Genomic DNA, 19,634 nt, shown 5'->3' on the forward strand with positions numbered 1-19,634 from the left:
TCCGTGACACAGAGTATTCATTAGCGGCGGGGTGCCTGCGGGTCAACTTGTAGGCTCAAGACTGCGTCCGGCGCGGGGCCGGGGGCGGGGAGGAGCGGACGATGCGGCGTGCGTGGTGGGGGTTGCTGCTGGTGTGGGTGACGGTGTCGTCGGCGCGGGCGGAGGAGGTGCTGGTGTTCGCGGCGGCGAGCACGACGGACGCGCTCGAGGCGCTGGCGCCCGCGTTCCAGCAGGCATCGGGGCACCGGGTGCGGTTCGCCTTCGGGGCGTCCAGTGACCTGGCACGTCAGGTGGTGGCGGGGGCCCCGGCGGATGCGTTCCTCTCCGCGGACGAGGCGAAGATGGACGGGGTCGACCGGGCAGGGCTCGTGCAGGCGGGCTCGCGGGTGGACCTGCTGTCCAACCGGCTGGTGGTGGTGGTGCCGGCGAAGTCGGCGGTGAAGGTCGCCGGACCAGCGGACCTGAAGGGGCTCAAGCGGGTGGTGCTGGCGGAGCCGGCGGCGGTGCCGGCGGGTGTGTACGCGAAGGCGTGGCTGACGAAGGCGGGCGTGTGGGCGGACGTGGCGCCGCGCGTGGTGCCGGCGGTGGATGTGCGGGCCGCGCTGGCGGCGGTGGAGGCGGGGAGGGCGGACGCGGGCGTGGTGTACGCGACGGACGCGGCGGGCTCGAAGAAGGTCCGGGTGGTGTTCACGGTGCCGGAGGGGGATGCGCCGCGCATCGTGTATCCAGCGGCGGCGCTGACGCAGGGCAAGGCGCCGAAGGGAGGGCTCGCGTTCGTGCGCTTCCTCCAGACGGAAGAGGCGCGGAAGGAGTTCCGCCGGCTGGGCTTCCTGGACGCGAGCGCGGCGAAGGCGGCGCCGGACGCGGGAGTGACGGGTACTGCGCCGAGCGGCTCGAAGTCACCAGACGCGGGCAAGGGGCATCCCGCGCCGTGATGGGCGAAGGACTGACAGGGCTGGTGCTGTTCACGGTGGCGGTGGCGGCCCTGTCCACGGCGCTCATCCTGGTTCCGGGCGTGGCGGCGGCGTACGCGCTCGCGCGCTGGAAGGGCCCTGGGCGCGGCGTGGTGGAGACGCTGTTGGCGCTGCCGCTCGTGCTGCCTCCGACGGCGGTGGGCCTGGTGTTGCTGGAGCTGCTCGCGCGGGACTCGACGCTGGGACGGATGCTGGATGCGCTGGGCGTGGAGGTGGTGTTCACGCCAAAGGCGGTGGTGCTGGCCAGCGCGGTGATGTCGTTCCCGCTGCTGGTACGCTCCGCGCGCGCGGGCTTCGAGGAAGTGGATCCCCGGCTGGTGGCGGTGGCGCGCACGCTGGGCGACACGCGCACGCGGGCCTTCTTCCGGGTGACGTTGCCGCTGGCGTGGCGCGGGGTGCTCACCGGCGCGCTGCTCGCGTTCTCACGGGCGTTGGGTGAGTTCGGCGCGACGGTGCTGGTGGCGGGCAACATCCCAGGCAGCACTCAGACGTTGTCCCTGGCCATCTTCCAGCGCACGCAGGTGGGGCAGGACGCGGAGGCGCTGAAGCTCGCGGGCGTATCGGTGGTGCTCGCGTTCGGGGCCATGTACGTGACGGAAGTGGTGACGCGGCGGCGCGGAGCGCGGGGGCTCGCGTGATGGAGCTGTCACTCAGGCTGCCCCTGGCGCGCTTCACGCTGGAGGTCGAAGCGCGCTTCACGTCCGCGTCGGTAGCGGTGTTGGGGCGCTCGGGCTCCGGGAAGACGTCACTGCTGGAGGTGCTCGCGGGCCTGCGGCGAGGCGCCACGGGGCGCGTCGTGGTGGATGACCGCGTGCTGCTCGACACGGCTGCGGGCATCGACATGCCGCCCGAAGCGCGCCGCATGGGCTACGTGCCGCAGGATGCGTTGCTCTTCCCGCACCTCACCGCCGGACAGAACGTGCGCTTCGGAGTGCGCGCCGGACGGCCGTCACGCGTGGACGAAGCCGTGCACCTCCTGGAACTGGAGCCGCTGCTGCACCGCTACCCCGTGACGCTGTCCGGTGGTGAGAAGCAGCGGGTCGCCCTGGCGCGGGCGCTCGCCACCGACCCGGCACTGCTGCTGCTGGATGAACCCCTGGCCGCGCTGGACGTCGCGTTGAAGGAGCGCGTGCTGCCGTACCTGCTGCGAGTGCGCGACGAAGCCCGGGTGCCCCTGCTCTACGTCACCCATCAGCTCGGTGAAGCACGGGTCCTGGCCCGAGAGGCCCTCCTGTTGGACGGCGGCGCGGTGAAGGCAGTGGGCCCGGCGGACACGGTGCTGGGCACCGTGGCGCGAGGACTGCTCACCGGTGAGCCCGAGGAGAACATCCTCGAAGGCACGTTGGAGCATCCCGAATCCGGAGGCACGCGGCTGCGAGTCACGGACGGCCTGTCCCTCTGGGTGCCAGATGCTCCGGAGCTGCCCCAGGGCACCCGTGCCGCCTATGCCATTCCCGCCGAGGACATCCTCCTGTCCACCGGACCGCTGAGCGGCGTCTCCGCGCGCAACGTGCTCGAAGGCATGGTGACGAAGCTGGAGGACGCGGGGGCAGGGGAGTGCGCGACCCACGTGGACGTCACGGGCGTGCGCTGGGTGGTCCGCCTCACGCATGCCGCCGTGCGCGAGCTGCACATCGCACCGGGCCTGCGCGTGTACCTCGCGGTGAAGTCCTCCGCCTGCCGCCGCCTGCTCCAGGGCGTTCGGATGTCCGGTCCGGACGCGACCTGACGTCTCACGGTCGCCTTCACAGGAGGAACCGTGCTGGAGCTGAACGCCTACACCTATGTCGGACCCGAGGAGATCCGCCGTGCCGTGACGGCACACCCGTCCGGCGCTTCCATCCGAGCTCGCGAGGATCTCGACCGCTGGCTCCAGGACCATCCGGATGCCATCCAGGAGGGCGCGACCTGGGTCGTGGACCTCACCGGCTGCCTGCGATTGGCGCCACGCCGGTCGGAACATGTCGCGTGCGCGGGAGGCCAGGACGTGTTGGCGGCGGGCGAACTCGACTTCCAACGAACAGCGATGGGGTGGGCCGTCGCGGGCGTCTCGAATCAATCGACGGGCTACTGCCCGGACACCGACTGCTGGGCCGCGGTCTTTCACGCCCTGGCCAGGGCTGGCATTCCCGGTCCCCCGGGCTTCACCCACGCCATCCTGTTCAGGCGGTGCACGCAATGCGGCGAACTCAACCTGGTGAAGGAAGGGTGGTTCGTCTGTGCCTTCTGTGACGCGGACCTGCCGGCCCTCTGGAACGTCGCCCCGCGAAGACGCGTGGTCGTGGACGATGAGGGACGGGCCTCCTAGTCCCCGCGCGCTTCCGCCTCGAACCGCCGGTGGGAGGCCTCCATCCGCTCCAGCGCATCCACGAGGCTGCGCTCGATGTCCTCGCGCTGGGCCTGCACCAGGTCTTCTGGAAACCCCATGCGCTCCAGCAGGTTCAGCTGCATGTAGAACTCCTCGCACTGCCGGTGGCCACTCTTGCCATCCAGGTACTCGCCTGCCCGCAGGAGGAAGTCACCCCAGGCGATGGACCCGTCACGGTGGCGAAGGAACAGGCTCGCCAGGTGGTCCGCGTCCTCCACGTCCCGCTCCTCGACGGTGTCCGACTGCGCAAGGCCCGGCATGTCGAGGAGCAACCCGTGCGCCCTATCGATCCCGGGCACCGTGCACAGCTCCAGCAGCCAGAGCGGTGGGGCGTCCAGCTTCGTCACCCACGCATCCGCCCAGGCGATGATCCGCTGGAGCCCGATGCGCCCCGTCCTCACCATCACCGCGATCCGCGCGACGGCGACCGGGTCGAACGGAGTGCCATCCCTCACCGCTTCGCTCCCGTCTTCTTCGCTCCCCCACGCCCCGCCGGCTTCGCGTGGTAGCCCTCCACGCGCATGCCCAGCTCATGCACCACGGACATCGCCGTGTCCTGCGGGATGCGCGTGTCCTTCATCTTGTTGCGCGCGGGGTCCAGCACCAGGCCCGTGGCCCCGGAGAAGTCCGTCCGGGTCAGCGTGCAGCCGCGGAAGTTGCTGCCGGTGAGGTCCGCGCCGGTGAAGTCCGCGTCCGTCAGGTCCATGTCGAAGAAGTTCGCTTCCCGCGCCACACAGCGCACAAAGGACGTCTGGCGCAGGCTCAGCCCCACGAACGAGCTGTAGGGCATGGCGCACTCCTCGAAGTTCGCCTCTGGGTTCGCCGCCACGCCCGTCCAGTCGATGCCCATCAGCTTCGAGCCCTCGAAGCGCACGTCCCTCAGCCGGATGGCGTTGAAGTTCGCGCGCGTCAGGTTGCAGCCCTGGAACATGCACGCCTCCAGCAGCGCTTCCTTCCACCGGCTCTCCTGCAGCTCGCAGTTCACGAAGGTGCACCGGTAGAACTCCTTGTCACCCAGGTCGACGTGCTGGAGGTCCAACCCCTCGAACGTCTCCTTCTCGAACGAGTCCTCCTGCTGGAGCCGCTTCACCACCGCGCTGTCGTCCTGGGCCATGGCGGCCTTATACCGGCCCGCCGTCACGCGTGCGCGGTGTGCAGCGTCCGCTCCAGCCAGTCGAAGACGCGCTCGTCCCGCAGTGCTGGCGCCGCGGGCTCGCAGTGCCAGCTGGCGCCCTCTGACTCCGTGAAGCGCAGCAGCGTGGAGCCCTTCAGCGCGGCGTGCAGCTCCTCGGACTGGCCCGGCCAGAACTGCTCATGGTCCGGCGAAGTAATGAGCATTGGACAACCCACGCGCGCAAGTATCTCCGCGTCCAGGTGCATCGCCTCCGCTGCCTTGTACGCGTCGAAGGGCGAGCGCGTTCCATAGGGCGCCATGCGCCACTGGAGCTCCGCCCGCTCGGCGGGGAAGTCCTTCAGTCCCTCGGCCATGGACGCATCGAAGGTCTCCTTCTCTCCGGCATCCAGCAGCCGAGTCATCTCCGGAGGCAGGTGCTCGCGCCACGAATCCCCCACCCGCATCACGCCGGGATCCGCGACCGCCGCCGCCACGCGGTGCTCGAACGCCACCGCGCGAGGCACCTGGTAGCCCGCCTGACTGACGCCGAGCAGCGCGATGCGCTGGGGATCCACCTCCGCGCGCGTGAGCAGCCAGTCCATCACCGGCGTCACCACGCGCTCCCAGTCCGCGCGGAAGGGCAGCCCCTGCCGGTGCAGCGCCGCGCCCTGGCCTGGCCCGTCGAAGGTCAGCGCGTTCCAGCCGCGCTCCACCGCCGCCGCGCCACCGTCCTTCCACATCGACGTCACCGGCCCGTCGCTGCCGTTGTTCATGATGAGGGTGGGCCTCGGCCGGACGTGTCCATTCGCTGGCCGGAAGAAGTACCCCTCCAGCGACATGCCTTCGTAGGGAATGGAGACCCGCTCGACGGGCGGCTCGAACAGCGCGGCCGCGTGGTCCCAGCAGTCCCGGTGCCGCAGCCACAGCGCGCGAAATCGCTCCGGCCGCGAGGTGCCGGGCGCGCAGGCGGAAGCTTCATGGAAGTAGGTGCTCGCGCGCAGGAACGCCGAGCGTGCACTGGCGCGGTGCCCGTCCGCGGCGCTGGCGTGGGCCTGGCGCTCCAGCCGTTCAGCCAGGGCGGTGAACTCCCGCACCCACGCCTCACGGTCCCCGTCCGGAATCCCATCCAGCGTGACGAGGACCTCTCCCGCGTCGGAGAGCCCCCGGTACGCGGCGCCCAGCAATCCCAGGCGGGCGAACTCGAACCGTCCATCCTTGAAGTGGCGTTCCATGCCGGGAGGATGGCGCTCCGTCCCCGGCGGGGCCCGCCACGGGCATCACGGCCCGCCAGCGTTTGCCTCCTCGCCCACTCCAACGCGAAGGGCCCGGCCCCCAGGGAGCGCCGGGCCCTCCACGGCCTTCACGCTACTTGGCCACCAGCACCAGCACGCCGCGGCCGCACAGGCCGTAGCTCGTGGCCTCGCCGCCAATCAGGTTCGTGCTGCCCGGGTTGAGCACCACCTGGTTCGCGCCCTCGGCCCACGAGCAGGTGTCTGTCACGCGGTACCACTGCTTGCCGTTGCCCGGCCACGGCAGCAGGAAGTTCACGTTGGCGGACCAGCCGTTGTACGCGACGTAGATGGCGTTCACCGCCGTCTCACCGAACTCCGTCGCGTCGATGCGGTAGGCCAGCGCATGCTGGCTCGGGTCATTGAAGTAGGCCGCGTCCGGAACGAAGCCATCCGGCTTGAACCAGCGGTGCTGCTCCATCACGTTCCCGTTGTTGTCGTTCGTCTTGTAGAACTCCGCCGGACGCAGCGCGGGGTGCGCCTTGCGGAACGCGATGAGGTTCTGGGTGAACGTGCGGAAGTTGGACTGGTCCGTGGTCCACGCGTAGTTCAGCCAGTTCTTGTCCGAGTCCAGGTTGTACACGTTGTTGTTGCAGTACTGCGTGCGCAGGAACTCGTCGCCGCCCGTCAGCATGGGCACGCCCGCGCTCATCATCATGAACGCCATGCCGTTGCGCGCCGCCTGGCGCTGGAGCGCCGCGTTGCCGCCGTGGTCCCAGCTGTGGTTGTTGTCCTCGCCGCCGTCAGACGGGCCGAAGGGCCACGCCTGGCCGTTGTCCTTGCTGTTGCACGAGTAGATGTCCTTCAGGGTGAGGCCGTCGTGGGCCACCATGAAGTTCACGGACGCCGCCGGCTTGCGGCCGTCATCCGAGTACAGGTCCGACGAGCCCGCGAAGCGCGTGGCCAGGTCCGACGGCTTGATGTTCTCCACGCCCAGCTGGTTCTGGTCCTTGCGGAAGGTGTCGCGGAACGCGCCGTTCCACTCCCGCCACTTCGCCGGGAAGTTGCCCACCTGGTAGGAATTGCCGCCAATGGCCCACGGCTCCGCGATGAAGTCCGTGCCCGCGCCGCCCGCCTCCGGACGCGGATCCAGCTGCGTGGTGATTTGATTGAGCGCCGTGTTCGCGTTGTCGCGGTTGTACTCGTAGCCGCTGTGCGTGTCCGTCTCGTGCTCGTAGATGTTGCCCAGCACCGACGCCAGGTCGAACCGGAAGCCGTCCACGCCCAGCGTGTCCTTCCAGTACGACAGCGAATGCAGGATGACGTTGCGGGCCGTGGGATTGAACGTGTTGAAGTTGCCGCCCACGCCCGTGTTGTCCCAGTTGAACTGCATGTTCTTCGTCAGGCTGTAGTACGTGGGGTTGTCCAGGCCCCGGTACGACATGACGTTGTACGTGCTGGAGTCGCCGTTGATCCAACCGCCGCCCTCGCCGGTGTGGTTGTAGACCACGTCCACCAGCACCTTGATGCCGGCGTCGTGGAACGCCTTCACCATGGTCTTGAACTCGCGCGTGGGGCCGCCGGGCGTCTGGTCGCACGCGTAGCGGCGGTCCGGCGCGAAGTAGCTGAGGTTCATGTAACCCCAGTAGTTGTCGCCCGCCGTGCTCGCGACCGTGTCGTTGTTGCCGTTGTCCGTCTCATGCAGCGGCAGGAACTCCACCGCCGTCACGCCCAGCGACGCCAGCTGCGCGGCCTTCTGGCCCGCGGTCTTGTAGGTGCCCAGGCAGGCGGCATCCAGCCCGGAGCCGGTGTCCTGCTTCGTCAGGCCGCGCAGGTGCACCTCATAGACGATGTCGTCCTTGAAGGCGCGCGTGGGCTTGGTGCCGGTGGACGTGGTGTTCGGCGCGAGCACGATGCCCTTGGGCGCGAACGGGCCGCTGTCCTTGTAGCGGTGCAACGGACCGGACGCGAACACCGTGCCGTCCGCGTTGCTGGGGTTCACCGGGTCGTGCGACAGCTCCAGCGCGTACGGGTCCCACAGGAGCTTGTTCGGGTTGAAGCGGTTGCCTGCGGAGTCCACGTCCGCGACGAAGCCTGCCGTGTTGTTCGTCTTGCTCCAGCCGGAGTTGTCCTTCCAGTTGGGGCCCCACGCGCGGTAGCCGTAATAGACGGTGCCGGTGACGCCGTAGCTGTTCTTCAGCGTGGCGACGGAGACGGACTTGGACCAGACGTTGGTCGTCGCGTTCTTCGTCATCACGTAGCTCACGGCCTCCTGCGCCCCCTGCGCCGTCTTGTAGATCCACACCTCGATGCGCGTGGCGCGCGACGAGTACACGTTGAAGTTGATGTTGGCCTGCGTGGCGTCGTACTTCGCGCCCAGCGTCCAGGAGAGCAGCTCCTGCTCACGCTGCGCGGTGTCCTCCACGGCGGGCGCGGCGGGAGCGGGGGCTTCGGCGGGTGTTTCCGGGGAGGCGCAGGAGACCAGCGCCGAGGCGAAGCCCACGGCGACGAGGGGATGCCACCGCGTGAGCCAAGGGCTCCGGCGGTGACGACGGGGAGGGGTCATCATGGATGTGGCTCCAGACGCGGCAAGCGAGGGTCACGACCGCTGCAAGGCCACCGGGCCCGCGACTACCCGGGGCCCGTCCGGTTCACCACCCCCACGACGGTGAAGTCAACCGCACGTTCCCCCACTCGCGCCCCCGGGCCCGCTCGCGTGTGACGCAAGACATGGCCCGGTGCGTCAAGGCGTGTGACATTCCTGTTTCAAGAGGGATGTCACACGTCTGGGAAGCCGCTCAGGGCGCGGGCGGAGCGACGCAGGTCTTGCTGGCCCCACACACCAGGTCGCGGGCGCAGTCCTCGTCGCCCATGCACTTCGTGCCCAGGGCGCAGTCGTAGCCGCTGCCGCCCGTCATCCCGCTCACCCGGAAGCCCGAGTTGGTGATCTTCTCCGTGATGGTCTGGTTGCCGATGGAGCCCTGGAGCTTGTGGGTGAGGTTCACGGTGATGGTGCTGCCCGTGGAGATGGTGGCCTCGATTTCAAAGGGCTCCGTCACCGCGTTGATGGCGTTCCGGATGGCTTGCGCGACCTGCGCCGCCGGCGTGTCGGACTGGAGCGCGACCCGCTGGTTGGCGGGGTTCTTGAGCTTGTTGTCGCGGTCCACCTCGAAGGTGACGGGCGTGTTGATGCCGTCGCCGATGGTGAACGTCTCCTCGTCGAACATCTGCGCGCCCGACGAGGCCGTGATGGTGCCCGTCGCCGCCGTGAGCGTCTTCGCCTTGCAGTTGGCGCTGCACGAACCGCAGGTGAGGGTGTTGCCGTCGTCGCAGGCCTCGTTCGCCGGGTTTGGGTCCTGCACTCCGTCCCCGCAGGTGTTGCCCGTGAGCGAGAGGACCGTCTGGCAGTCGTTGCTGCAGCGCTTGCAGCTCGCCGTGCCGTAGGCGCAGGCCGTCTCCGTGTTGGTGTTGCCGTCGTCGCAGGCCTCGTGGGCCGAGTCCACCACGCCGTCCCCGCAGACGTTGCCCGTGACGGGGCGCAGTTCCTTGCAGTCGCCGCGGCACACCTGGCAGCTGGCCTGACCATAGGGGCAGGAGGACTCCGTGGTGGTGTTGCCGTCGTCGCAGAGTTCGTTCGAAGCGCTGGGATCCTGCACCCCGTCCCCGCACACGTTGCCGCCGAGCGTCAGGAGCGTCTGGCAATCACTGCTGCACCGCTGGCAGCTGGCCTGGCCGTAGGGGCAGGCCGTCTCCGTGGTGGTGTTCCCGTCGTCGCACTTCTCGTGGGCCAGGTCCGCCACGCCGTCGCCGCAGACGTTGCCCGTGACGGGCACGAGCTCCTTGCAGTCGCCGCGGCACACCTGGCAGCTGGCCTGACCGTAGGGGCAGGAGGTCTCCGTCCGGGTGTTGCCGTCGTCGCAGGCCTCGTTGGTCGCGTCCTTCACGCTGTCGCCGCAGACATTGCCCTGGAGCGGGAGGACGCTCTGGCAGTCACCGCTGCACTTCTGGCAGCTGGCCTGTCCGTAGGGGCAGGCCGTCTCCGTGGTGGTGTTGCCGTCGTCGCAGGCCTCGCGGTCCGGGTCCTTCGCGTTGTCGCCGCAGACGTTGCCGCGAACCGACACAAGCTCCTTGCAGTCGCCGCGGCACACCTGGCAGTTGGCGGTGCCGTAGGGGCAGGCGGTCTCCGTGGCGGTGTTGCCGTCGTCGCACAGCTCGTTGGCCGGGTTCGGGTCCTTGTTCCCGTCGCCGCAGACGTTGCCCTGGAGCGCGAGGGTCGCCTGGCAGTCGGCGCGGCACTTCTCACAGCTGGCCTGGCCGTAATCGCACGCGGTCTCCGTCTTGGTGTTGCCGTCGTCGCAGGCCTCGTTGGTGGCGTCCTTCACGTTGTCGCCGCAGGTGTTGCCCGTGCGCGACAGGCTCTCCTTGCAGTCGAAGCGGCACACCTTGCAGCTGGAGGTGCCGTAGGGGCAGGCGTCCTCCGTCTCGATGTTGCCGTCGTCACAGGCCTCGTTGGTGGCGTCCTTGATGTTGTCGCCGCAGACATTGCCCGTGAGCGCGAGCGCCGTCTTGCAGTCTCCGCTGCACGCCTGACAGGTGGCGGTGCCGTAGTCGCATGCGGTCTCCGTCCGGGTGTTGCCGTCGTCGCAGGACTCCGGGCGGTCCGGCCCGTTGACGTTGACCACGTTGTCGCCGCAGATGTTCGGCTTGCAGGTGCCCAGGCAGTCGTCGTCGTCGCGCGTGTTTCCGTCGTCGCACTGCTCCTTCGCCGCCGTGTTGGTGACGCCGTCGCCGCAGGCCACCGGGGTGCAGTCCACGTCGCAGATGGCGGAGTTGGGCCCGTCGTCGCACTGTTCGCCCGCCGCGGTGTTGAGGAACTGGTCGCCGCAGGCCGCGGGCGTGCAGTTCGCGTTGCAGGTGCGGGAGTTGCCCGCCGTGTCGCACAGCTCGCCGCGCGTGATGTTGGTGAAGCCGTCGCCGCAGAAGGCGATGGTGCAGTCCGCGTCGCAGGCGGGGCTGTTGACGGGGCCGGGGTTGTCGCACTGCTCGCCGGAGGACGTGTTCACCACGCCGTCGCCACAGGAGCGCAGCGTGCAGTTGGCGTTGCAGTAGGCGGACTCGCCCTTGTCGTCGCACAGCTCGCCCGCGGTCCGGTTGACGATGCCGTCTCCACAGACGCGCACGGTGCAGGTGACGTTGCAGGTGGCGGACTCGCCCCTGTCGTCGCACTGCTCCTCGCCGTCGCGCACGCCGTTGCCGCAGCCTTCCGCGGAGCGGCAGTCCGCGCTACAGCCGTCCTCGCTGACGTTGTTGCCGTCGTCGCAGATTTCACCCTTGATGACGTCGAGGACGCCGTTGCCGCACGTCTCGTTGGACTTGCAGTCGGAGCTGCACCCGTCTCCGTTGATGTTGTTGCCGTCGTCGCACTTCTCACCCTTGGCGACGTCCACGTAGCCGTTGCCGCAGCTCTCCTGGGAACGGCAGTCCTCGCTGCACCCGTCGCCGCTGACGGTGTTGCCGTCGTCGCACTTCTCGCCCTTCGTGGGGTCGGTGTAGCCGTTGCCGCACGTCTCGTTGGACAGGCAGTCCGCGCTGCAGCCGTCGCTGCTGGCGTTGTTTCCGTCGTCGCACTTCTCGCCCACGGCCGTGTCCGTGACGCCGTTGCCGCACAGTTCGTTGGACTTGCAGTCCGCGCTGCAGCCGTCGCCGTCCCGGGTGTTGCCGTCGTCGCACTTCTCCTTCGTGACCTGGTCCACGATGCCGTTGCCGCATGTCTCGGTGGACTTGCAGTCGCGGCTACAGCCATCGCCGTCCACGATGTTGCCGTCGTCACACTGCTCGTGGTCCTGGACGATGCCGTCGCCACATTCCGTGGAGATGCAGGTGGCCTGGTTCGCGGCGCACTTCAGGCCGTCCGGACACACCAGCCCGGCGGGGCAGTCCACCGTGGTGGCCTGGAAGCAGGAGGAGAGCAGCAGGAGCGGCGCGGCCAGGAGAAGCAGGGCGCGCGCCATGGAGGAGGGGGAGACGCGTGTCATGCGAGGACCTCTAGAAACGGAACGTGGCCACGGCACCGCCCGAACCCGCGCCGAGGAGCGGCGTGACCTGCACGGTCGCCGCCTCCTGGCCCGGTTCGATGCGGTACGGCTTGGGTTGGTTGAGGACGGCGAGCACCGCGCCGGTGACGATGACGGCACCGCCCACGGCGTACCCGGCGATGGCGCCGGTCTGCATCAGCTTGCCCTGTGAGCGCTCGTCGGCGACGGCGGTGGGCGGCACGCAGCCTCCGCATTCGGTGATGCCGGACTCGAAGGCTCGGAAGTGGTCGCGGGACTGGAGGTGCAGGAAGGTGCTGCCTCCCGCCACGGCCACGCCCGCGCCCATCACCAGCCAGGGCATCGCGGCGGACCAGCGGCGCTTGTAGCGGATGAGGTCGTCGGACGTGAAGAGCTTCAAATCCAGCGCCGTCGTCTCACCGGGCAGCAGCGTGCGGCTCTGGTCGCTGGGCACGAAGCCCGCCATCGTCGCGGAGATGCTGTGCGCGCCGGGGCGCACCAGCCCCTCGTAGCGGCCGGGGGCCACGAACAGCGTCTGGCCGTCCATCGTCACCGTGGCGCCGGGCGTGGCGCAGGTGATGTCCACCCGCGCGAGCTGCTTCTCCACCAGCGTCTTGTAGTTGCGGGCGTACTCGTACTTCTCCTTCTCCAGCGGCGCCGGTCCGAAGCGCAGCGCCGCCACCAGGTGCTCGTGCACCTCCACCGGCTGGTCCAGGTTCATCAGCGCCAGCGCGAGGTTGTAGTGGATGGCCGGATGGTCCCAGCGCGCCAGCGCCTGGCGGTACTTCTCCACCGCCTGCACGAAGATGGACTCCTTCAAGAGCGCGTTGCCTTCGCCGAACAGCGCGAGCGACGTGTCCTGGTCCGTCTTGGAGATGCCCTTCGCCCAGGGGCGTTCGTCCGCGCCGGGCTGCGAGCCCTCCAGCGTGCTGCTGGCCTGCTCCTGCTGGGACTCCACGGCCTTGGGCGTGGGAGGCGGGGGCATGGGAAGGGACTCGGAGAGGGGCGCGTCCGAGGGAGCCGGCGTGGCCTCGGCGGCGGTGGGCTTGCGCCGCCGCTTCGACGAGCCGGTGCCGGACAGCTTCGTCTTGCCCGTGGCCTTCGAAGCGGTGGTCTTCTTCTGGGTACCCACCGTCTTCGGCGAGCCCGCCTTCTTCGTGCCCCGGGACGTCTTCGTGGTGCCTGTCCGTGGCGCCGGTTCCTGCGCCAGCGCGGGCACCGACTCCAGCGCCAGCAGTACCGACAACACGAACGCGGACCTGCTCATCACCCTGTTCAAGACGCTTCTCACTTCAGGACCTCGATGACCGGACTGCCGAGCTGGGATTGCAGACGGGAGACGCGCTCCTTCTCCCGCTTGAGCAACGTGGAGAGTTCTTCCGCCGCGCGGAGGGCGTCCTCGCGGGCGTCGCGCGCGGAGTCGGCGCTCTCCTCGGCGCGCTTCTTGGCGAACCGGGCGCGCAGCTGCGCTTCCTGGGCCCGCTTCAGCGCGGACACCAGTTCGTCGTTCTTGCTGAGCAGCTCCTGGTTGGCCAGCGCCACCTGCTCGTTGGCCGACTCCGCCGCCTGCTGCGCCTTCTGGCGCTCCAGTTCCTTGGCCTGCACTTCGGCCAGCCGCTGCTTGGCCTCGACTTCCGCGCTGCGGGCCGTGGACTCGGCGGCGCGCGCGATGATCTCCGCCGCCTGGGCCCCCTGGGCCTGCTTCTCGGCCTCCTGCTGCGCGTTGCGGATGACGACGAGCGCCACCACCGCCGCGATGACCAGGAGCCCCAGGAACGTCACGCTGCCGATGAGCAGCACCTGCTTCAGCCGGCGCCCCTTCTTCGCCTGCGCGAACACCGCCGTGAGGAAGTCCTGCTGCAATTGGGGCAGCTCTCCCCGGTAGCGCCGCTGGAAGCGCTGGGCCTCCTCCACCAACTCACCGCGCCACAGCAGGTGTGCGTCGAAGTTCTTGCCCTGCCACTGCCGGGCCGCGTTGCGCAGCTGCTCCAGGAACGCGGAGTCCTCCTGGCCCTCGTCCAGCCAGCGCCGCAACGTGGGCCAGCTGTGCAGGAGCGACTCGTGGACAATCTCCACCGTGGCGCCCGTGGCGCCGCCGCCGGTCTGCACCACCAGCAGGCGTGCCTGCACCAGGTGGTCGATGAGGCGCTGCATCTCCCCCGTGTCCTTCGTCAGCTCACGCAGCTCGTCCAGGGACACGATGGCGCGCGTGCGCTCCGGGGTGACGAGCCGCAGGAAGAGCGCGCGCACCAGCGTGCGCTCCTGTGAGGACAGGCTCTCCAGCACGCTGTCCGCGTGGCTCGCCAGCGCGCCAGCGATGCCGCCCATGGCCTGGTAGGCGCTCTCCGTGAGCAGCCGGTTGTTGACGTCGCGCGCCTCCCACAATTGCGTGGCCGCGAACTGCAACAGGGGCAGCGCGCCCTGGGAGGCGTCCAGGTGCTCCAGCATGCTGGACACCATGGCGGGGCTTTCGAACTGGTAGCCCGCGCGCTCCGCCGGCTGCACCAGCGCGTCCTTCAGACCTTCGCGGGCGGGCGCGGTGAGGAAGAAGAGCCCCTGGCTGAGCTCCGCCATGAAGCGCTCATCCTCCGGCACGCGGTCGAGGAAGTCCGAGCGGATGGAGAGGATGACGCGGATGGGCGTGGTCGCGTCGTCCGCGATGCCGGACAGGCACGCGGTGAAGGCCATCCGGTCCTGGATGTCCGGCACCAGCGTGTAGAGCTCCTCGAACTGGTCGATGAAGAGCAGGATGCGCCGCTTCTCCCGGCGAGCGCGGCTGCGCAGCACGTTGCCCACGTAGCCGGGCTCCGCGCGCAGCCGCTCCACCACCCGCTGCTGCTCCTGGAGGTCGTCCTCGATGGTGGTGGATGTGCTCATCAGCGGCGCGACGATGCTGGCCAGCGCCGACAGCGGGCTGCGGCCGGGGCGGATGACCAGCGCCTCCCACGGCGTGCCGGAGCGCTTGAGCACGGGCACCAGGCCCGCGCGCACGAACGACGACTTGCCCGTGCCGGACGGGCCCACCACGGCCAGCAGCGGCCGGTCGTTGATGCGGTTCACCAGCGCGGCGATTTCACGGGTGCGGCCGAAGAAGCGGTCCGCGTCCGCCTCCTGGAAGGAGCTGAGGCCCGCGTACGGGCTCTCGTCCACGCGCAGCTCGCGGCTCATGCGGCCGGGCAGGAAGGGCTCCAGCGCGCGCAGCAGCGAGGACGCGTCCGGGTAGCGGTCCTCCTTGCGCTTGAGCAGGCAGCGGTCCACGACGGCCGCCAGCTCCTGCGGCACATCCGGCGCCATGGTCCTGAGCAGCGGCATGGGCTCGTCCAGCATGCCCGTGACCATCAGCTGCGGACCGCGCAGCGGATCCAACGGGTGCTTGCCGGCGAGCATGCGGAACAGCATCAACCCCACGGCCCAGATGTCCGTGCGGTTGTCCACGGCGACTCCGATGCCCCACTGCTCCGGGGACATGAAGGCCATGGTGCCCATGATGGCGCCCTTGCGGGTGAGGTTGGACACGTCCTCGCCCATGCCCTCCACCGAGTGCAGCCGCGGCTGAGCCTGGGGGCCGCCCGCGGGCGCCTCCACGGGCTCGTCGCCCTGAAGCACCTTGGCGATGCCGAAGTCGAGCACCTTGATGGCGCCCGAGTCCGTCACCACGATGTTCTCCGGCTTGAGGTCGCGGTGGACGATGCCCTGCTCGTGGGCGCACTCCAGCGCCCGCACCACCGGCACCATCAGCTCCACCGCGCGCGCGGGCGGCAAGCGCTGGTTGCCCAGCACCTTCGTCAGCGGCTTGCCCTGCAGGTACTCCAGCACCATGAACGGGCCGCCGGGGAACTCGCCGACCTCGTAGATGATGACGATGTTCTCGTGGCTGCACCGCGCCGTGGCCCGCGCCTCCAGGATGAAGCGCCGGGTGATGTCGGCGTCCTCGCTGTGCAGGAACTTGATGGCCACGCGGCGTCCCAGTCGCACGTCGCGCGCGAGGAACACCGTGCCCATGCCGCCGGAGCCCAGCTCGCGGATGAGCTCGTAGTGCTGCAGGCGCATGCCCGGGCGCAGCGCGTGTCCCTGGATGGAGGGACTGGTGTTGTTGCCGGTGTCACCGGTGCCACCCGTGCCCGGACGCGACGGCCCGTCCCACGTGGACGAGGACCCGGTGTTGGAACGTGACGGCGGCTCCACGGGCGCTGGAGCGGCTCCAAAGAGCGACTCCACGTCCGCGGCCTGTGTCCGGTCCGAAAGGTCCGAGGACACACCCGTTACGCCCACCGCGGGAGGCTCCCGCCGCACGGCACCTGCTTCGTTCTTCATCATGTCCGGCCACTTTTCCCGCGACGCATTCACAGCCATGGCGCGACCCGGACACCTCCGCCCGGTGCATCCATGCACTGGCTACAGCCCCCCGGCCCTGCCACCACGGGCCGAAATCATACACGGACACTGAATCGCGGACACTTCACGCCCCTGCGTCAGAGGCGTGTCTGTTTTGACCTTGGGGGGCAGGAAGGCAGACGAGCGCAGGGTGCAACGCCATGTGACATCTGCTCGCACACGCGCGCGGAGAGTCATTGCGTCGCCGCGACACGAAGTGCGTCGGTCTCGTGCGTGTTCCATAACGCAGGGACTGTTCCTGTGACGCGAGCGGTCAGTATCTGGAGTCACCCGAGTGAAAGAAGGCGGCTTTCAGTAAAAATCCAATCAATCTGTTTTACTTGATTGAAACAAGGAATCCATGGTTATTTGGATTCCCATGGTTCCTTCCACTCCGACCCAGACGCCCGCATCCGGTCCTTCGCGAGCACGGGGTGTCCCCTGGGTATGGGCGGGTGCGGGCCTGGTGGCCGTGTTGGCGGCCGTGGGGTTGATGTGGCGTGGCGGTGACGACGCGCAGGCGCCAGCGGCGGTGGCGGCCCCCGTTAAAGCCACACAGTCCCGAGGCTCGCAAGGTGGGAGTACGGGCGGGGGAGCGATGGCGGCTGGCGTGGAGGAGGCGGAGGCCGCGGAGCGCCGCTTCTCGGACCAGACGTGCTTCCCGGAGCTGGCGCGCTTCAACGACGGCGTGACGCTGGAGACGTTCCGTGATTGGGCCGCGCCGCTGCTCGCGTCGAAGGATCCGCTCGTCCGCGACTACCTGAAGTCGAAGCTCGCGGAGCTGATTGGCGACGACGCGAAGAAGGCGGGGCAGGTGGTGGACTGGGCCCGGGACGCGCAGGGCGCGGCGTTCCAGGTGTTGCTGTCCGGGCTGCGTGAGTCGGACGCGGTGCAGAAGCCGCAGGTCGCCGCACGGCTGCTGGAGGCGGGGTTGGACAAGGGGCTGCCCATCGAGCGGCGCGCGGGCATGCTCTCCGCGCTCGACACGCAGAAGCACCTGACGCCGGACGCGATGGACCGGATGGCGGACTTCGCGCGCGACCCGGCGTCCACCGAGGCGGGCTGGGCCGCCACGCGCACGCTGGGCCGCGTGATGGCGCGCGAGTCGGAGAACCTGGGCGACGCGTCGCCGTACCTCGACCGGCTCATCACCATCGCCACGGACGCGCCGGACGAGCAGATCCGCCACCTGGCGCAGACGGCGCCGCTGCACAACTCACCCGTGCTGGACGCGAAGGCCACGGCCCGCTTCGAGCGCATCCTGCGCAGCGAGGGCAACGAGGACGGCCGAGACGCGGCGGCGCAGGTGTTGGCCATGTCCTCCGACAAGGAGAACGTGCTGAAGACGTTCACGGACGCCTTCCAGCGCGAGCAGTCGGTGTGCGTGCGCTGGGCGCTGTTCCGGTTCTCCGCGCGCGTCGCGGGCCGGGACGCCCTGCCGGTGATGGCGAACATGGCGACCGTGGATCCGCGCTTCCAGCCGCTCTACGGCATCTTCGAGACGCTCTACGCCCAGGGCAACGTCGACTTCATCCGCGTCTGGAACGAGCTGCCGGACCAGAACCCCTTCGGCTGCATGGACCGCCACAACTAGGAGCCCCCGGCATGCCCCGCTACCTCCAAGGTCTTCGCGCGCTCGGGGGCCTGACGCTGATGTTCGCGTCCCCGGTCGTCACCGCTCAGTCCACGCCCTCCGCCGCGAAGCCCGTGCTGCAGGGAGAGAGCTGTTCGGTCCGTGGGTTGATGGATCAGCTCCGCCAGGGAATGGGCTCCAGCTCCAAGGCCTACCGCGACTATCTCCAGTCCGTGCTGCGCGAGGCCGCCGTGTCGTTGCCCTCTGGCGAACTGCACGCGGCGTTCGACCGGGAGACGGACCCGGCGATGGTGGAGCAGCTGGCCGCGGCGCTGGTGGCGCGCAGCGAGCGCGAGGCGGAGAAGGACGCCATCCAGACCGTGGCCCGCCGCGCGCTGGAGGACCGTGACCCGTCCGTCCGCGCCGCCACCGTCCGCGCCATGCGCCGCACCGGCGCGCTGGAGAAGACGGGGGACATGTACGAGCGGCTCATGCGCGACGGCTCGCCGGAGGTCCGCATGGAGGCGGCGAAGAACCTCATCGAGGACAACGAGCACGTCTATTCCGCCCATCACGGCCCGGCCACGGACATGGCGGTGAACGCGGCGACGGCGTCCACGGATCCGAAGGTGACGGCGAAGATTCTGGAGTCCCTGGACACGCGCAAGATGGGGCCGGAGGCGGGGCAGAAGCTGCTCGGGATGCTGGGCCACGAGAGCGCGGACGTGCGGCGCTCGGCGGCGCTCGCACTGGGCAGCGTGCCGGCGGCGCAGATGGGGCCTGCGCGCGAGGCGCTGGTAGGCATGTATCGGGGCGAGCGGGACACGGGAGTGCGCAAGGCGCTGGTGCAGGGCATCGCGGAGCTGGGCTTCGCGGACGCCGTGCCGGAGCTGCGCAAGCTGCGGAGCGTGGACCCCGGCATGGCGCCGGAGATCGACGCGTGGATCCGCGCCCTGGAATCAGGCGTTCAGGAGTGGGGCCTGCTCTTGAGAGAGAAGCAGCGGCAGCAACAGGTCCGTTGAGCGGCACCTCATGGGGCCGGACCCGCCGGCCCGAAAGGAACACCCCCGATGCGTCACATGAAGAAGAAGGCCTTCGCGGCCATCCTGGCCCTCGCGCTTCCCTCGGTCGCGGCTGCGTACTCGTACACCGTGAAGTCGCCCTTCCCGGGCACCGTCACGGCGACGACGAACTACTCCAGCGGCACGTTCCACGGCGCGGTGGACATCTCCAGCGGTCGTTGCAACTACTGGGGCGTGGAGACGGGCGTGGTGGCGTCCCTGTCCTGGAACGTGACCATCCGCACCTCTGGCGTCTATTGCAACGGCACGGGCAGCGGCACGCAGAACGAGGCGAAGCACGCCTTTTCCAACGGCAAGACGTTCCGCCTGTGGCACTTCATCAAGACGTCGGACTCGTTCGACCGTACGTGCAACCGCTGCCAGGTGGGCAACGAGGGCGGTACGGGCAACGCCACGGGTGCCCACGTCCATATGCAGTATGACCAGTCCGGCAGCAACCTGACCGGCTGGTACTCCGGCTACACCACCAAGGGTGAGGCCGTGGACCGCGCGGAGACCATCGGCGTGCTGCAGTAGTTTCGACGTGCCCGCCGGAGGCGGAGCGTCGTGGGGCGCTCCGTCTCCAGTGGTGTTGGGCAATCAGTAGCAGAAGCTGTTGCAGTACGGCGCGCCGCTGGGCTGGGTGCAGCAGGTCTGGCCGTTGGAACACGTGCCGTTGATGCAGGCAGGGCGGCAGAGCCCCTCATCGCCCGGGCCGTTGTAGGCACAGACGGTGGTGCCAGGGCAGGCGCCGGTGCCGGCTTCGCACGCGAGGCCCTGCTCCTGCGAACCGAGCTCTACGTCCGCGTCGGTGCTACCGCCGCAAGCCGAGAGACCGACAACGCAAAACGCAGCAACCGCCAGGGAACGCCACATGGATGCCTCCAG

General features: G+C 69.4%; 15 protein-coding genes. 7 read left to right on the forward strand and 8 right to left on the reverse strand.

All coding sequences use genetic code 11. The features are described 5' to 3' along the window. Positions 1–101 precede the first annotated feature (101 nt). Genes modA through D7Y04_RS37105 form a run of 4 tightly spaced genes read left to right on the forward strand, consistent with a single transcriptional unit; the run spans position 102 to position 3,282 of the window. Positions 102–935: a molybdate ABC transporter substrate-binding protein gene (modA, locus tag D7Y04_RS37090; RefSeq protein ID WP_121762386.1), complete on the forward strand. Its 834-nt coding sequence runs from the start codon at positions 102–104 to the stop codon at positions 933–935. After that, entirely contained in the window at positions 935–1,612 is a 678-nt protein-coding gene (modB, locus tag D7Y04_RS37095) for a molybdate ABC transporter permease subunit (protein ID WP_120594495.1), read from the forward strand. Before modA ends, modB begins: the two co-directional genes overlap by 1 nt. Then, a complete protein-coding gene (gene modC / locus D7Y04_RS37100; protein WP_121762449.1) occupies positions 1,612–2,703 on the forward strand; it encodes a molybdenum ABC transporter ATP-binding protein in 1,092 nt (363 codons plus the stop codon). The genes modB and modC overlap by 1 nt, the downstream gene beginning before the upstream one ends. Positions 2,704–2,733: 30 nt before the next feature. After that, complete coding sequence (locus D7Y04_RS37105) at positions 2,734–3,282, forward strand: hypothetical protein (protein WP_199749793.1); 549 nt, start codon at positions 2,734–2,736, stop codon at positions 3,280–3,282. On the opposite strand, the gene D7Y04_RS37110 is transcribed toward D7Y04_RS37105, so the two are convergent. The 7 genes from D7Y04_RS37110 to D7Y04_RS37140 form a co-directional block, all read right to left on the reverse strand. Beyond that, positions 3,279–3,797, reverse strand: coding sequence for a hypothetical protein (locus D7Y04_RS37110; RefSeq protein ID WP_121762387.1), 519 nt, complete (start codon positions 3,795–3,797; stop codon positions 3,279–3,281). The two genes, D7Y04_RS37105 and D7Y04_RS37110, sit on opposite strands and share 4 nt — an antisense overlap. Next, the gene (locus D7Y04_RS37115) at positions 3,794–4,456 is read right to left on the reverse strand and encodes a pentapeptide repeat-containing protein (protein ID WP_121762388.1); all 663 of its coding nucleotides are present in this window, start codon (positions 4,454–4,456) and stop codon (positions 3,794–3,796) included. Before D7Y04_RS37115 ends, D7Y04_RS37110 begins: the two co-directional genes overlap by 4 nt. 23 nt (positions 4,457–4,479) lie before the next feature. Continuing rightward, on the reverse strand, positions 4,480–5,688 hold the full coding sequence (locus tag D7Y04_RS37120) for a S9 family peptidase (RefSeq protein ID WP_121762389.1): 1,209 nt from the start codon (positions 5,686–5,688) through the stop codon (positions 4,480–4,482). 133 nt (positions 5,689–5,821) lie between these two features. After that, the gene (locus tag D7Y04_RS37125; RefSeq protein ID WP_121762390.1) at positions 5,822–8,254 is read right to left on the reverse strand and encodes an isoamylase; all 2,433 of its coding nucleotides are present in this window, start codon (positions 8,252–8,254) and stop codon (positions 5,822–5,824) included. Positions 8,255–8,483: 229 nt separating this feature from the next. Next, a complete protein-coding gene (locus D7Y04_RS37130) occupies positions 8,484–11,720 on the reverse strand; it encodes a DUF4215 domain-containing protein (protein ID WP_120594490.1) in 3,237 nt (1,078 codons plus the stop codon). Between the two features lie 10 nt (positions 11,721–11,730). Beyond that, positions 11,731–13,005, reverse strand: a complete 1,275-nt coding sequence (locus D7Y04_RS37135) for a hypothetical protein (protein ID WP_121762391.1) — start codon at positions 13,003–13,005, stop codon at positions 11,731–11,733. Positions 13,006–13,025: 20 nt separating this feature from the next. Further along, positions 13,026–16,055, reverse strand: coding sequence for a protein kinase (locus D7Y04_RS37140; RefSeq protein WP_233601752.1), 3,030 nt, complete (start codon positions 16,053–16,055; stop codon positions 13,026–13,028). Between the two features lie 436 nt (positions 16,056–16,491). Between D7Y04_RS37140 and D7Y04_RS37145 the strand changes: the two genes are divergently transcribed. Genes D7Y04_RS37145 through D7Y04_RS37155 form a run of 3 tightly spaced genes read left to right on the forward strand, consistent with a single transcriptional unit; the run spans position 16,492 to position 19,283 of the window. Further along, on the forward strand, positions 16,492–17,706 hold the full coding sequence (locus D7Y04_RS37145) for a hypothetical protein (protein ID WP_120594487.1): 1,215 nt from the start codon (positions 16,492–16,494) through the stop codon (positions 17,704–17,706). Between the two features lie 11 nt (positions 17,707–17,717). Next, on the forward strand, positions 17,718–18,707 hold the full coding sequence (locus tag D7Y04_RS37150; RefSeq protein WP_121762393.1) for a HEAT repeat domain-containing protein: 990 nt from the start codon (positions 17,718–17,720) through the stop codon (positions 18,705–18,707). A gap of 48 nt (positions 18,708–18,755) precedes the next feature. After that, positions 18,756–19,283 carry a hypothetical protein gene (locus D7Y04_RS37155; RefSeq protein WP_120594485.1) on the forward strand — a complete coding sequence of 176 codons (528 nt, stop codon included), beginning with the start codon at positions 18,756–18,758 and terminating at the stop codon, positions 19,281–19,283. Between the two features lie 63 nt (positions 19,284–19,346). Here D7Y04_RS37155 and D7Y04_RS37160 read toward each other — a convergent pair whose 3' ends face one another. Further along, a complete protein-coding gene (locus D7Y04_RS37160) occupies positions 19,347–19,622 on the reverse strand; it encodes a hypothetical protein (protein WP_120594484.1) in 276 nt (91 codons plus the stop codon). Between the last annotated feature and the right edge of the window lie 12 nt (positions 19,623–19,634).

The sequence above is a fragment of the Corallococcus sp. AB038B genome (assembly GCF_003668955.1).
GTDB classification, from domain to species: Bacteria; Myxococcota; Myxococcia; order Myxococcales; family Myxococcaceae; genus Corallococcus; species Corallococcus exiguus.